The sequence below is a fragment of the Oleiagrimonas soli genome, assembly GCF_000761445.1.
GTDB lineage: Bacteria > Pseudomonadota > Gammaproteobacteria > Xanthomonadales > Rhodanobacteraceae > Oleiagrimonas > Oleiagrimonas soli.
Window position 1 is genome coordinate 1,315,260 of record NZ_KN196470.1, and the last position, 13,024, is coordinate 1,328,283.

Here is a 13,024-nt window from a genome sequence, read left to right on the forward strand (position 1 = left end):
CGCCCTTGTTAATCGGCGCGCGCAGCCGCATCTTGTAGGCATTGCCATGACACCGAGGAAGCTTTCGCGATGCCTGACATCCAGATGTACACCACGGCCGTCTGCCCGTACTGCGTGGCGGCCAAGAATCTTTTGAAATCCAAGGGGCTGGAATGGCAGGAAATCCGCATCGACACCGATCCGGCGCGCCTGCGTGAAATGCTCGACCGCAGCCAGGGACGCCGCACCGTGCCGCAGATCTTCGTCAACGGCGCCCACGTGGGCGGTTTCGACGACCTCGCCGCCGCCGACCGTAGCGGCGAGTTGGCGACCCTGCTGGAAGCCAGCGCATGAGCGAGAACAACGACGCCTTCGCGGATTTCCGCGAGCGCATGAACAAGCGCATCCTGGAGCAGGACAACCAGGTCGTGAAGCGCTTCTTCTCGCTGGATTCGCAGACCTACCGCGACGGCGCGCTGGACGTGAAGACCAAGGAAATGCTGGGCCTGGTCGCCTCGATGGTGCTGCGCTGCGACGACTGCATCCGCTACCACATCAATCAGGCCCATGCGGCCGGCGTCAACCGCGACGAGTTCTTCGAGGTGTTCCAGGTCGGTCTGGTGGTGGGCGGTTCCATCGTCATTCCGCACCTGCGCCGCGCCGTGGATGCGCTGGACGAGCTGGAGCGGAGCGCCGCATCGGACTGATCGGCGGCAAGTATTCACACAAGCACGCTATAATGGGCGGCTGATGCCGCGCGCGACAGGCATGCCCCCGCCTGTCGCACCCCGTTTCGCGCGGTCCGTGTCGCCACACGCGCGAGACAGCGCGTCGTCAAGGAGTTTCCCATGAGCAAGACCATTGCCGTGATTCGAGGGGACGGTATCGGCCCCGAAATCATGAACGCCACCCTGCGCGTCCTCGATGCCCTGGACTGCGGTCTGGACTACGAATTCGTCGAGGCCGGCATGGAGGCGCTGGAGAAGCATGGGGAACTGCTGCCGGCCGCCACGCTGGACACCATCGCCAAGCACAGCATCGCGCTGAAGAGCCCGCTGACCACGCCGGTCGGCGGCGGCTTCTCCTCGATCAACGTGCAGCTGCGCCGTCACTTCGACCTGTACGCCAACGTGCGTCCGGCGATCAGCTTCCCGGGCACCAAGGCGCGCTTCGAGAACATCGACATCATCACGGTGCGCGAGAACACCGAGGGCGCGTACCTGTCCGAGGGGCAGACCCTGTCCGAAGACGGCGAGACCGCTTCGTCGATGATCCGCACCACGCGCCGCGGCTGCAACCGCATCGTGCGCTACGCCTTCGAGATGGCGCGCAGCAAGGGCCGCAAGAAGGTCACCGCGGTGCACAAGGCGAACATCATGAAGACCACGTCGGGCCTGTTCCTGAACGTGGCGCGCGAGATCGCCAAGGAATACCCGGACATCGAGTTCAACGAGCTGATCGTCGACAACACCTGCATGCAGCTGGTGATGCGTCCGGAGCAGTTCGACGTGATCGTCACCACCAACCTGTTCGGCGACATCCTCTCCGACCTGTGCGCCGGTCTGGTCGGCGGTCTGGGTCTGGCGCCGGGCTCCAACATCGGTGCCGAGGCGGCGATCTTCGAGGCCGTGCACGGTTCCGCGCCGGACATCGCCGGCAAGGGCGTGGCCAATCCCTGCGCGCTGCTGCTGGCGGCCGCCGACATGCTCGACCACCTGGGCATGGCCGAGAAGGGCACCAGGATCCGCACCGCCATCCGCGAAACGCTCGCCGCCGGCGACCGCACCACGCCGGACCTCGGCGGCAGCGGCACCACGGACAGCTTTGCCGATGCGCTGGTGGAGCGCGTCAAGGGCTGATCGGCCCACATCGCCGACACCGAAAAGGCCGCGCATATGCGCGGCCTTTTTCGTGGCGGAAGATTGCAGCAGGGCAGCAGGTTCGGGGCGACGAAAGGGTCTCCGGCGCCGTCTGCCGCGGTGCGCTCAGCATCCGTCCGCGAGCAATTCGTCCAACTGCGCGAACTGCTCGGGCAGGCCTTCGGCCGAACCGGCGATGGCTTCCTCGAGAGCCGCTTTCGTCGGGTAGCGTTCGTGGAAGGTGACCCGCGTCTTGCCGGCCTCTTCCTCGAACGTCACCGTGGTCACGGCGCCCTCGTCGCTTTCCTCGTTGGTCCAGACGATGCGCTCGTTCGGCGTCACCTCCTGGTACGTGCCGAAGAACGCCATCGGTTGTTCGGACATCGGGTGACGGAACACGAGGCGATACGTGCCCCCGGTGCGTACATCCATCTCGCACGAGAGCAGCGTCAGGCCCGCCGATTTCGGCACCCACCAACGCTGGAACAACGCGGCGTTGCTCCACGCCTCGAAGACGATATGCGCCGGGGCATCGAAGGTTCGCGTCACGACGAGTTCGAGGTCGGACTTGCGCTCCACGAGGGTGCGCTTCATGGCGGCGGAGCTAGGTTCTCTTGTTGCGGACATCTGTCTTCTCCTTGTGTTTGAGGTGCTCGACCATTTCGTCCAGCGCGTCGAAGCGTGCGCTCCAGAGCTCTTGATGCCGCGCGATCCAGGCGGCCTCTTCTTCCAGTTGGTGCGTGCCGAGTCTGCAGGTTCGTACGCGTCCGACTTTTTCCGTGATCACGAGTCCCGCCCGCTCCAGCACGGTGACGTGCTTCTTCATGCCCGTGAGGGTCATCTCGAACCGTTGGGCAAGATCGCTGATCGAGGCGTCCGCATGGCGGAGCTGCTCCAGCACGCCACGTCGCGTGACATCGGCGAGTGCGGCGAACGTGGTGTCGAGACGGGCTTGATGGTGAACCATATGGTTCACTGTATGCCGCGCATCGGTGATTTGCAAGAGGGGGGTTTCGAGGGCGCGAATGGCACGAAGCGCTGTGCCACGCCAAACCTCGACGAGGCATGCTGCGCGTGGTCGATGTGGCGGATGGCGGTGAGGTGACGGGCATGGCCGGTGACTGCGCGGTCGATCCTCACGCGCGGTTCCTCGCGGTCGCCTTCAGGCTCGAACATCTGGACCGGCGAGAGACGCCTGAATCGGCCCACGATGCATGGACGTTCGCCGCCGATCACCGCGCCATGCCGGAGACAGGGCCGCAGGCCGCGTTGGCATGGCCGGGAAGCGCATCACGTGTAGGCACGGTGCGCTTGATGCAGACGGAAAGACCGTGGCGGGCAACCACGTCTTCGGCGCGTTCGAGTCCTGCTTCACTCGACCGAGTGCAGCGTGCATCCATGCACTCGTCGTGCGCCGTTCTGTGCTTTTCAGGCCGGGTCGATCAGCCGGTCGAACACCCCCGCGAGCAGCCGGACCAGAACGTCTTCATCGGCATTCGCCAGGGCAGGCAACGCGATCATTTGCCGCATGACCTGGAAGCCCGAGATCACCGCCAGGATCAAGGCCGCGCGTTCGGCTTGTCGCTTCCCGTGCAGCGCGCGGGTCACGGTTTTCAGGTGATGTGCGTCGATCTTCTCGCGACCGATGTCAGCGGCCGCGGCACTCGATGCCGAGTGCAGAGTGATCAGGAAACCATCGACGGGTGTGACATCGGCACGGGTCATCTTGACCAGGGCTTCCGCGAGGGCATGGCCGGGACGCGGGTGATCCATGATGCCGCCGGCGATCAGGCTGCCCTGGGTCATGGTCTGCTCCACGACCTCCGCGAACAGGTGTTCCTTGGAGCCGAAATAGCGGTTCACCATCATCGCCGTGACGCCGGCGCCCGCTGCGATCTCCCGCAATCCGGCGCCGTCGTAGCCGGACGCGGCGAAGGCCTTGCGTGCAGAAACGAGGATGGCCTCGCGGGTGGCTTCGGCGTCTCTGCGTCGTGGCGGCGCAGCAGTTTTTGAGGGTGTTTTCATGGCTGAAGTATACATGCGTAGACATATTTCGCCATTGGATGTATACAAGTGTATACAAACTCGTTTGGATCACTGAACTCCCGGTGAGGCGGGTTGGAGAACATGAAGCATGAACAGCACGGTTCTGGTCACCGGCGGCACGGGTTTCATCGCGCAGCACTGCATTCTTGCGTTGCTCGAAGCGGGCTATCGGGTGCGAACCACGGTGCGCTCGATGACGCGTGAAGGCGAAGTGCGGCAACAGCTGAACGTCGGCGGCGCCGAGCCGGGCGAGCGGTTGTCGTTTGTCGAAGCCGATCTCGTCTCCGATGAAGGCTGGAACGATGCGGTCGCAGGTTGCAGCTATGTCCTGCATGGCGCCTCGCCCACGCCGACCGGCACGCAGACGTCGGAGGACGAATGGATCCGGCCGGCCGTCGACGGCAACTTGCGCGTACTGCGCGCGGCGCGGGACGCGGGCGTCCAGCGGGTCGTCCTGACTTCGGCCTTCGGCGCGATCTGCGCGGGTCACGGCGACATGGATCGGCCGTTCGACGAGACCGATTGGAGCGACCTGACGGCCGACAACATCTGGCCGTATCAGAAATCGAAGACGCTCTCCGAGCGGGCCGCATGGGACTTTATCGCGCACGAAGGCAAGGGCCTGGAGCTGACTGTAGTGAATCCGACAGCCGTACTCGGCCCGGTGCTGGGCGCGGATTACGCGCATTCCATCCGTCTGATCAAGAACCTGTTGGAGGGACAGCCCGGCAGTCCCAGGATCAACAGCGGTTTCGTGGACGTGCGCGATGTGGCGGACTTGCACGTGCGCGCCATGACCGCTCCCGAGGCGAACGGCGAACGCTTTCTGGCGATCGCTGGCGAAAGTCTGTGGTTGTCCGATGTCGCCAAGGTGCTGAAGCAACGGATGGGCGACGCTGCACGCAACGTGGACACGCGCGAGTTGCCGGATGCAGTGATCCGTGAGGGGGCCGTGAAGGACCCGACACTGCGCGGCGCGGTGCCGTTGCTGGGACGCAACTTGAATGCCACCAGCGCCAAGGCGATACGAATGCTCGGCTGGTCGCCACGTCCCCGCGAGGAGGCCATCGTGGCGACGGCGGAAAGCCTGATTCGTCTCGGCCTCGTCGAAGGACTCGAATCGACGGTCGAATAGATTCGCGGGCAAGACCGCGAGGAGCGGTGACCGAGAGACGCTGGACACGCGGTCACTCGACATCGTTTCGACCCTGACCCTCAGGTCATGGATGGGATGACGGCGGCCGTATCGGGTTCGCAGCGCCATCGGGCACGCCGACGCAGTGCCGTGTAACGCTTCTGGAAGAGCCTTCGAGCCGACGCCAGCTACAGCATCACCGAGGAAATACCCGGCACCGTGACGACTGTCGCCATCACGGTGCCGGGGCAGTTCACGGATGTTTGCCCAGATCGATCATCGGTAGAGTGCCCTTGCTGCCGACCACCTGCGGCATCACGCCGTTCCAGTGTTTGATGCCGTAGTAGCGCACGTACTGCGGGTTGACGCGCAGGGCGTCGCCAACGGTCTTGATGGCCTTGGCCTGGGCGTCGGCTTCGAGGATGATCGATTGCGCCTCGCCCTTGGCACGGGCGATGCGCGCCTGCGCCTCGGCGGTGGCGGTGACGGTCTTCTGCTCGCCTTCGTATTTCTTCTGCAGCACGGTGTTCTGCGCGCGCACGGCATCGGCCTTGGCCTTCACCGCGGCTTCGACCGAGGCGACGAACACCGGCGAATACTTGATGCCGGTCAGCTGCACGTCGATGACCTGGATGCCGAACAGGCGGTGCAGGGCCTCGGAGATTTCCGACTTCATCTTGGCGCTGATCTTGGCGCGCTCGTCGGAGATGTTCAGCGTGTTGTACTGCGCGAACGCCGCCAGCGCCCGGTCGCGCACGACCGGCAGGATCGTGTCGTCGATGTCCACGTTGCCGGACCGGCCCACGTGGTAGAGCAGGTTCAGCACCGACGCGCTGGGAATCTCGTAGATCACGCTGATGCTCAGCTCGACCGACTGGTTGTCGTTGGTGTAGACCGACAGGTTGTTGAGCGTGTAGACGCTGCGCGAGGTCTGCAGGCGGTCGACGTCCTCCAGGAACGGCACCTTGAAGTGCAGGCCGGTATCCAGCGGTTGCTTGGTGATGACCGTGCCGCCCAGCCAGCGGACGCCCGCTTCGTCGCTGGGCTTGACCACGAAGAAGCTGTTGTAGAGCAGGATGACGACGATCAGCGCGATCGCGAGCTTGCCGAGCGGCAGCTGGTTGCCGACCCGGCGAAGTGGTTGAGACATGACGTTGAACTCCTTTCTTGGGGCTTCAGGACGAAGACCCACCCCCATGCGACCGGCACCGCACCGGCCTCAGCCGCAAACCATATCAGGCGGGGATCATGTGCGTTTGAGTGTTAAGCAAGGATGATTTTCTGAGGTATCACGATGCGTTGTTCGCGGGCTTCGTCTCTCGGTTTCCGCTCAGTCGCCACACCAACCAGAAGGCCAGTGCAGAGGTACTGCCCAGAGCGCCGGAACCAAGTGTGCTGGTGAAATATTGTATCCAGCCTGCGTGCGTGGGAATGCCGTTCACGACGAAATCGACCATGCCATGCCCATCCCATCCGCTGTAAGACGTGCCATTGCCGGGAAAGTAGGGCCATCCCAGCAGTGCGACGGGTATCGCCGCGAGCAGGAAACCGCTGAGCAGCGCCGACCACCAGCGTACGCAACCGCGTCCTTTGAGGATGAGAAAGGTGGGCAGACCCAGTACGAGGATCCACGCCAATGCCAGGATGAAAGCTATGAATGCCGCATTGCCTTCGATGCCGAACAACAGGGCTGGGACGGCGGCAGCGGCCAGTATCGCGAGTAGCGTGCGTACAAAGGCGTGCAACTGCTTCATGTCGCGAACAACTGGCTGCGATCCGCAAACGCCTTGAACTCCAACGCGTTGCCGCAGGGATCGAGCAGGAACATCGTGGCCTGCTCGCCGGGCTGGCCGCGGAAGCGGATGTGCGGCGCGATCACGAAGTCGCAGCCGGCAGCACGCAGGCGTGCGGCCAGTGCCTCCCAGGCATCCATGTCCAGCACCACACCGAAGTGCGGTACCGGCACGTCATCGCCGTCGACGGTGTTGCGATGCGGCGTCGCTTGCTGCGGTGCTAGATGCGCGACGATCTGGTGGCCGAAGAAATCGAAGTCGACCCAGTGCTCCGAACTGCGGCCCTCGGGGCAGCCGAGCAGTTCTCCGTAGAAGGCGCGCGCCTGCTCCAGCGAAGTCACCGGGAAGGCGAGGTGGAACGGCTGCAGTTCGCGTGTCGCGGCGTTCAACGGAACGGCCACGGCGCCAGGAAGATCAGCCACAGCACGATCAGGATCAGCGCGTATTTGCTCACGCGAAAGGCGCGCGGCCAGCGTCGCTTCAGCGACTTGCTGTGCTGGCCGACGCTGTGGTTGAACGCGTACAGGCGGTTGATGATGCCGGTGCTGTCGCTTTCCTCGTTGGGCGAGGCGGTGATGCGGCCCATGAAGGCGCTGACGCGCTTGTTGATCGCTTCCATCACGCGTGTGCGCAGCGGGCGGACCACGTCGCAGAACAGGATCACGCGGGTCTGGTCGGTCTTGTTCTCGGCCCAGTGCACGTAGGTCTCGTCGAACACCACATCCTCGCCGTCGCGCCAGGCGTGCATCTGGCCGTCGACGAAGATGCGGCAGTCGTCGGAGTTGGGCGTGATCAGGCCTAGGTGGTAGCGCAGCGAGCCGGCGAACGGGTCGCGGTGCGGGTTGAGCTTGCTGCCCGGCGGCAGCAGCGCGAACATCGCCGCCTTCACGTTGGGCAGGCGGTTCAGCAGTTCGACGGTTTGCGGGCACAGCGCCTCGGCCGAGGGCAGCGCCTCGCCGTACCACTTCAGGTAGAACCGCTTCCAGCCCTGCTTGAAGAACGAGTTGAAGCTGGCGTCGTTCTTCTTCTCCGCCGCGCGGATGAAGCCCTGATCGAACAGGTGCGAAGCCTCTTCGCGGATGGTGCGCCAGTGGTCCTTCAGCAGGTCCAGCTGCGGGAAGCCGGCGCGGTCGAGGATCGGCGTGGCCGGTACCGCGGAGAACGCGTACATCAGCAAGTTGTACGGCGCGAAGAGCGCCGAATGGTCCACCAGTTGGCGGTCGAAGCGCAGCTTTGCGCGGCCGCGCAGGTGCACCAGCAGCACGCACAGCACGAAGGCGGCGAGGACCAGGAAGAGGATGAGGCGCGGAGTCACGGGCGTGGCCTGAAGATGCGGGTGTCCGCATTCATTTTACGCGCACTATCCATGTGCGGATACCAGCGTCGAACGAGCGGCGGAACAGTCGGAATAGCTTGGCTTCGCTGCGATGTATTCCGGTCGTCATTCCCGCGGAAGCGGGAACCCAGGGGCTTGCATCGGAGGCACTGGGTCCCGGCTTTCGCCGGGATGACGACCATGAGATTTGTCGTGTTCGATCTCGGTCTGGCAGTACGGGTTTGTGCGTTCCTTTTTTCAGAGCGCCTCGGCCGCGAAGTCCGCCAGTCGCGAGCGCTCGCCGCGGCGCAGGGTGATGTGCGCCGAGTGCGGCCAGTCCTTGAAGCGGTCGACGGCGTAGGTCAGGCCCGAGGTGGTCTCGGTCAGGTACGGCGTGTCGATCTGCTCGACGTTGCCCAGACAGACAATCTTGGTGCCGGGGCCGGCGCGCGTGATCAGCGTCTTCATCTGCTTGGAGGTCAGGTTCTGCGCCTCGTCGATGATGAGGTAGCGGTTGAGGAAGGTGCGTCCGCGCATGAAGTTCAGCGAGCGGATCTTGATGCGCGAGGCGAGCAGGTCGTTGGTCGCCGCGCGCCCCCAGCTGCCGCCTTCCTCGCCGTCGGTGAGCACTTCCAGGTTGTCGGTCAGCGCGCCCATCCACGGCGTCATCTTCTCTTCCTCGGTGCCGGGCAGAAAGCCGATGTCCTCGCCGACCGAGACCGTGGCGCGGGTCATGATGATCTCGCGGTAGCGCTGCTGGTCCATCACCTGCGCCAGGCCCGCGGCCAGGGTGATGAGCGTCTTGCCGGTGCCGGCGTTGCCGAGCAGGGTGACGAAGTCGATCTCCGGGTCCATCAGCACGTTGAGCGCGAAGTTCTGCTCGCGGTTGCGCGCGGCGATGCCCCAGACGCTGTGGTTGGCGTGCGTGTGGTCGTTCATCAGCACCATGCGCACCTTGTCGTCGGCGACCTCGAACACGCGCATCTCGACGCTGTTCTCGCCGGGCAGGTACAAGCACTGGTTGGGATGCCAGCGTTCGTCCTCGGACGGTTTGACCTCGTACCAGGTTTGGCCCTTCTCGGTCCACGAGCGCAGCTCGGGATGACGATCCCAGAAGTCCTCCGGCAGTTCGGTCGAGCCGGTGTAGAGCAGCGAGAAGTCGTCCAGCGCGCGGTCGTTCTCGTAGTCCTCGGCGTGGATGCCGGCGATGGTCGCCTTGATGCGGAGGTTGATGTCCTTGGTGACCAGCGCGACGGAAGCGTCCGGATGCTGCTCGCGTACTTCCTCCACGGCGGAGAGGATCTGGTTGTCGGCCTTGCCGTGGGTGCGCTCGGAGCGGTGCTGGAAATACAGCCGGCCGACCTTGTCGTCACGGCGCAGATTGAGACCTTCGGGGCTGCTCAGCTCCAGGCCCTCGGCGATGCCGCGGCCGTTGCCGCGTTCGATCAGTTCGTTGAGGAAGCGGCTGGCTTGACGCGCGTTGCGGGCTACTTCCGAACCGCCTTTCTTCTTCTCGTCCAGTTCCTCCAGCACAGTCATGGGGATGAACACGTCGTGTTCCTCGAAGCGGAACAGGGCGGTTGGATCATGCAGCAGCACGTTGGTGTCCAGGGCGTAGATGCGCTTGCCTCGGGTCATGCACGAACCTCGCTTGGGTCGGAAGACGGACAGCACCACGCCGCCCGGCCGCGGCGGCAACCGCGGCAGGCGACGGGCAGGTAGGAGCGGATAGTCACTTCGTGGGCACTTCGTCCAGCACGGCCTGGGCGTGGCCGGGGACCTTCACCTTGCGCCATTCGTGTTGCAGTTTGCCCTTCGGATCGATCAGGAAGGTGCTGCGCACCACGCCCATGTGGACCTTGCCGTAGAGGTTCTTCTCGTGGATCACGTCGAAGGTCTTGCACCAGGTCTCGTCCGGATCGGAGACCAGCGGGAACGGCAGCTCGTGCTTGGCGGCGAAATTGGCGTGCGACTTCACCGAATCGCGCGACACGCCGACGATCTCGGCGCCGCGACGCTTGAACTTGGCGTAGAGGTCGCGGAAGTCTTTGGATTCGTTGGTGCAGCCCGGGGTGTTGTCCTTCGGGTAGAAGTAGACGACCACCCACTTGCCGCGCAGATCCTTCAGCGACAGCGCGCCGCCGTCGCCGGTCTGGCCTTCGAGTGCGGGAACGGTCTTGCCGACTTCGATCATTGCGTGCTCCTTGATACCAGGTTCGTGTTTCAGAATTTCACCGGGTCCATGATGGCGTCGAGATTGAGGCGGTCGCACAGTTCCAGGAAGTCGTCGCGCAGGGTCGCGATGTGGCTGTCGGCGGGAATGCCGATGGTGATCTGCGCCTGGAACATGCCGGCGCCGGTCTGCATGGCCTGATAGCGCATCGAGGTCAGCTGTTCGATGCTGATGCCGTTGCGCGTGAAGAACTCGATGACGTCTGCCAGCACGCCGCTGCGGTCGGCGGCGATCACCTCGACCAGGTACGGCAGCAGGTGCGTCTGCGCGGCGCGCGCCTGGGTGCGGTAGTGCATCAGGTGCAGGTCGGTCTGCTCGCGCGCCAGTTTGTCCAGCCCGGTTTCCAGCTTGGCCACGGCGTCCCAGCTGCCCTGCGCCAGCAGGATCACGCAGACGTCGCTGCCGAGCGTGGACACGCGCGTGTCGGCCAGATTGCAGCCGGCGTCGGCGATGCGTCGAACGAGGGTCATCAGGGGCGAGCGAGAGGCCGGTGAAAGCGTCTGCACGAGCAGTTGGTTTTCGCCCCCGGGGCGCTGCGTGATGCTGCGGTTCAAGACCATGGATACCTGAGTCAGCGGGCGCGAGCCGGCGGCCGCGCACGGTTCGAGCTTACTTGCCTGCAAGCGGAGCCTGCAAGGGATGCGTGGACTTGTCCGAAGCATCCCAAGTAACATCGCCGACATTGTCCATCAAGGTTCACGCGTTGAAACTCAGCGGAAGCATCTGCGCCCTGGCGACGCCTTTCCAGGCGGCCGGCGCACTCGATACCGAGGCCTTCGAGCGCCTGATCGAACAGCAGATCGAAGGCGGCACCCAGGCGCTGGTGGTGGCCGGTTCGACCGGCGAGGCGCATTTTCTCGAAGCCGACGAATACGACCGTCTGCTGACGCTCGCGGTCAAGCGGGTGGATGGCCGCGTGCCGGTCATCGCCGGCACCGGCGAGGCGGGTACGGCCAAGACGATCCATCTGACTCGCCACGCCGCCGATCTCGGCGCGGACGCGGCGCTGGTGGTGACGCCGTACTACGTGCGTCCGACCCAGTCCGGCTTGATCCGCCATTTCACCGAAGTCGCCGAGCAGGGCGGGTTGCCGGTCATCCTGTACAACGTGCCCACGCGCACCGCCTGCGACATGCTGCCGGAGACGGTAGCGGCCCTGCGCGGCCACGAGCGCATCGTCGGCATCAAGGAAGCGCGCTCCGACGTGGCGCGCATCCAGGCCATCGCGGAACTTGCGGGCGAGGATTTCGTCTATCTGTCCGGAGACGACGGCAGCGCCGTCGAGGCCATGCTGGCGGGCGCCGCCGGTACGATCTCGGTGGTGGCGAACCTGGTTCCCCGGGCGTTCCGCGCCATGTGCGATGCGGCCGGCGGCGGCGATCATGCGCTGGCGCGCGAGCGGGCGCAGGCGCTAATGCCGTTGCTGCAGGCGCTGGACTGCGCGCCGAATCCGATTCCGGTGAAAGCGGGCCTTGCCGCGCTGGGGATCGGCGACGGCAGTCTGCGTCTGCCGCTGGAGGCGCTGCAGGGCGACTCGGACCTGGCGGCCATACGCGATACACTGGCCCGTCTGACGCCCCTGGCGTCTGCGGACTGACACGACTTTCAACGGATATCCACATGAAGAAGATTCTCGTCGCCCTCGTGCTGAGCACCGTGCTGCTTTCCGGTTGCGGCCTGTTCCGTTCCAGCAAATCCTGGCAGAAGGCCAAGCAGGAGAATCCGCTGGAGATTCCGCCGAACATGGACCGCCCCAATGTCAGCGAGGCGTTGACCATCCCGACCGTGAACGCACAGCACGAGCAGACCGATGCGAACGCCCGTCCCGGGACGCTGCATCTGCCGGGCGACGTGGACAGCGCCTACAAGCGCGTCGGTCTCGCCCTGGGCAACGGCGACATCGGCAGCATCGCCAACCAGAACGACGCCGAGCACACCTACCAGGTGGCGATGGACTCGAAGATGGAGCTGGGCTCGAACCAGGGCTTCCTGCAGCGCCATTTCAGCAACACGCAGAATGCGCCGAGCGACACCTCTTCGGACAGTTCGTCCAGCGAGAAGACCAAGTCGACCGTGCTGGTGCAGGTCAAGGCCGACGCGGCCGGCGGCAGCACCGTGAGCGCCTCGGGCGATCCGCAGCTGGTCGGGCGACTGATGGGGGCGCTGCGCGCACGGCTGGGCGGCTGAGTCCGCTGGGCGCACAACGAAAACGCCGCCCGATGGGCGGCGTTTTGTTTTGTCCGGTGTCAGCGTTCCAGCAGGGGAAGCTTGTTGGGCTTGTTTTCCCATTCGGCCGCGTCGGGCGGCGGATCCTTGCGCTCGGTGATCACCGGCCAGGTCTTGCACAGCTCGGCGTTGAGCTCGGTGAATTGCTCCTGTCCCGCCGGCACGTCGTCCTCGGGATAGATCGCGTTGACCGGGCACTCCGGCTCGCACAGGGTGCAGTCGATGCACTCGTCCGGGTTGATCGCAAGGAAGTTCGGGCCTTCGTGGAAGGCGTCGACGGGACAGACCTCGACGCAGTCGGTGTACTTGCACTTGATGCAGCTGTCGACAACGACGAAGGTCATGAAGTTTGCCCCGATGATGCAGATGGTAACGACGCTTCTCAAGGAGTGCGCCCAGGGATGGGCGCTTCCGGAGTCGCATCCATTGCGCGCATCC

At 64.7% G+C, this 13,024-nt stretch carries 17 protein-coding genes; 6 read left to right on the forward strand and 11 right to left on the reverse strand.

Annotated features, from left to right (window positions below; all coding sequences use genetic code 11):
- Nucleotides 1-69: 69 nt before the first annotated feature.
- The 3 genes from grxC to LF63_RS05695 all read left to right on the forward strand — a co-directional run bounded on the left by grxC (nt 70) and on the right by LF63_RS05695 (nt 1,838).
- The gene (gene grxC, locus LF63_RS05685) at nt 70-333 is read left to right on the forward strand and encodes a glutaredoxin 3 (RefSeq protein ID WP_043100240.1); all 264 of its coding nucleotides are present in this window, start codon (nt 70-72) and stop codon (nt 331-333) included.
- Nucleotides 330-686 (forward strand): carboxymuconolactone decarboxylase family protein, encoded by a 357-nt coding sequence (locus LF63_RS05690; protein WP_043100242.1) that lies wholly within the window; start codon nt 330-332, stop codon nt 684-686. The genes grxC and LF63_RS05690 overlap by 4 nt, the downstream gene beginning before the upstream one ends.
- A 141-nt stretch (nt 687-827) precedes the next feature.
- Nucleotides 828-1,838 carry an isocitrate dehydrogenase gene (locus tag LF63_RS05695; RefSeq protein ID WP_043100244.1) on the forward strand — a complete coding sequence of 337 codons (1,011 nt, stop codon included), beginning with the start codon at nt 828-830 and terminating at the stop codon, nt 1,836-1,838.
- A gap of 126 nt (nt 1,839-1,964) precedes the next feature.
- Here LF63_RS05695 and LF63_RS05700 read toward each other — a convergent pair whose 3' ends face one another.
- The 3 genes from LF63_RS05700 to LF63_RS05710 all read right to left on the reverse strand — a co-directional run bounded on the left by LF63_RS05700 (nt 1,965) and on the right by LF63_RS05710 (nt 3,863).
- On the reverse strand, nt 1,965-2,432 hold the full coding sequence (locus LF63_RS05700; RefSeq protein ID WP_200877534.1) for an SRPBCC family protein: 468 nt from the start codon (nt 2,430-2,432) through the stop codon (nt 1,965-1,967).
- Between the two features lie 10 nt (nt 2,433-2,442).
- Nucleotides 2,443-2,841, reverse strand: coding sequence for an ArsR/SmtB family transcription factor (locus tag LF63_RS05705; protein WP_200877535.1), 399 nt, complete (start codon nt 2,839-2,841; stop codon nt 2,443-2,445).
- 425 nt (nt 2,842-3,266) lie between these two features.
- A complete protein-coding gene (locus tag LF63_RS05710; protein WP_043100249.1) occupies nt 3,267-3,863 on the reverse strand; it encodes a TetR/AcrR family transcriptional regulator in 597 nt (198 codons plus the stop codon).
- 109 nt (nt 3,864-3,972) lie between these two features.
- Between LF63_RS05710 and LF63_RS05715 the strand changes: the two genes are divergently transcribed.
- Entirely contained in the window at nt 3,973-5,019 is a 1,047-nt protein-coding gene (locus LF63_RS05715) for an SDR family oxidoreductase (protein ID WP_043100251.1), read from the forward strand.
- A gap of 253 nt (nt 5,020-5,272) precedes the next feature.
- Here LF63_RS05715 and LF63_RS05720 read toward each other — a convergent pair whose 3' ends face one another.
- The 7 genes from LF63_RS05720 to LF63_RS05750 all read right to left on the reverse strand — a co-directional run bounded on the left by LF63_RS05720 (nt 5,273) and on the right by LF63_RS05750 (nt 10,920).
- Nucleotides 5,273-6,169 (reverse strand): SPFH domain-containing protein, encoded by an 897-nt coding sequence (locus LF63_RS05720; protein WP_043100253.1) that lies wholly within the window; start codon nt 6,167-6,169, stop codon nt 5,273-5,275.
- A gap of 139 nt (nt 6,170-6,308) precedes the next feature.
- Nucleotides 6,309-6,773, reverse strand: a complete 465-nt coding sequence (locus LF63_RS05725; protein ID WP_043100255.1) for a hypothetical protein — start codon at nt 6,771-6,773, stop codon at nt 6,309-6,311.
- Nucleotides 6,770-7,213 (reverse strand): VOC family protein, encoded by a 444-nt coding sequence (locus LF63_RS05730; protein WP_235205274.1) that lies wholly within the window; start codon nt 7,211-7,213, stop codon nt 6,770-6,772. The genes LF63_RS05725 and LF63_RS05730 overlap by 4 nt, the downstream gene beginning before the upstream one ends.
- Nucleotides 7,198-8,127, reverse strand: coding sequence for an aspartyl/asparaginyl beta-hydroxylase domain-containing protein (locus LF63_RS05735; RefSeq protein ID WP_043100257.1), 930 nt, complete (start codon nt 8,125-8,127; stop codon nt 7,198-7,200). The genes LF63_RS05730 and LF63_RS05735 overlap by 16 nt, the downstream gene beginning before the upstream one ends.
- A gap of 258 nt (nt 8,128-8,385) precedes the next feature.
- Nucleotides 8,386-9,765: a PhoH family protein gene (locus LF63_RS05740; protein ID WP_043100259.1), complete on the reverse strand. Its 1,380-nt coding sequence runs from the start codon at nt 9,763-9,765 to the stop codon at nt 8,386-8,388.
- Between the two features lie 94 nt (nt 9,766-9,859).
- Nucleotides 9,860-10,321 (reverse strand): peroxiredoxin, encoded by a 462-nt coding sequence (locus tag LF63_RS05745; protein WP_043100261.1) that lies wholly within the window; start codon nt 10,319-10,321, stop codon nt 9,860-9,862.
- A 29-nt stretch (nt 10,322-10,350) separates the two neighbouring features.
- A complete protein-coding gene (locus tag LF63_RS05750) occupies nt 10,351-10,920 on the reverse strand; it encodes a glycine cleavage system transcriptional repressor (RefSeq protein WP_184655121.1) in 570 nt (189 codons plus the stop codon).
- 143 nt (nt 10,921-11,063) lie between these two features.
- Here LF63_RS05750 and dapA point away from each other — a divergent pair, with 143 nt between their 5' ends.
- Both dapA and LF63_RS15200 read left to right on the forward strand, forming a co-directional pair.
- Nucleotides 11,064-11,957 carry a 4-hydroxy-tetrahydrodipicolinate synthase gene (gene dapA, locus LF63_RS05755; protein WP_043103280.1) on the forward strand — a complete coding sequence of 298 codons (894 nt, stop codon included), beginning with the start codon at nt 11,064-11,066 and terminating at the stop codon, nt 11,955-11,957.
- Nucleotides 11,958-11,980: 23 nt separating this feature from the next.
- Nucleotides 11,981-12,547 carry a hypothetical protein gene (locus LF63_RS15200; RefSeq protein WP_052394751.1) on the forward strand — a complete coding sequence of 189 codons (567 nt, stop codon included), beginning with the start codon at nt 11,981-11,983 and terminating at the stop codon, nt 12,545-12,547.
- A gap of 59 nt (nt 12,548-12,606) precedes the next feature.
- Here LF63_RS15200 and fdxA read toward each other — a convergent pair whose 3' ends face one another.
- The gene (fdxA, locus tag LF63_RS05765) at nt 12,607-12,930 is read right to left on the reverse strand and encodes a ferredoxin FdxA (RefSeq protein ID WP_043100263.1); all 324 of its coding nucleotides are present in this window, start codon (nt 12,928-12,930) and stop codon (nt 12,607-12,609) included.
- Nucleotides 12,931-13,024: the final 94 nt, after the last annotated feature.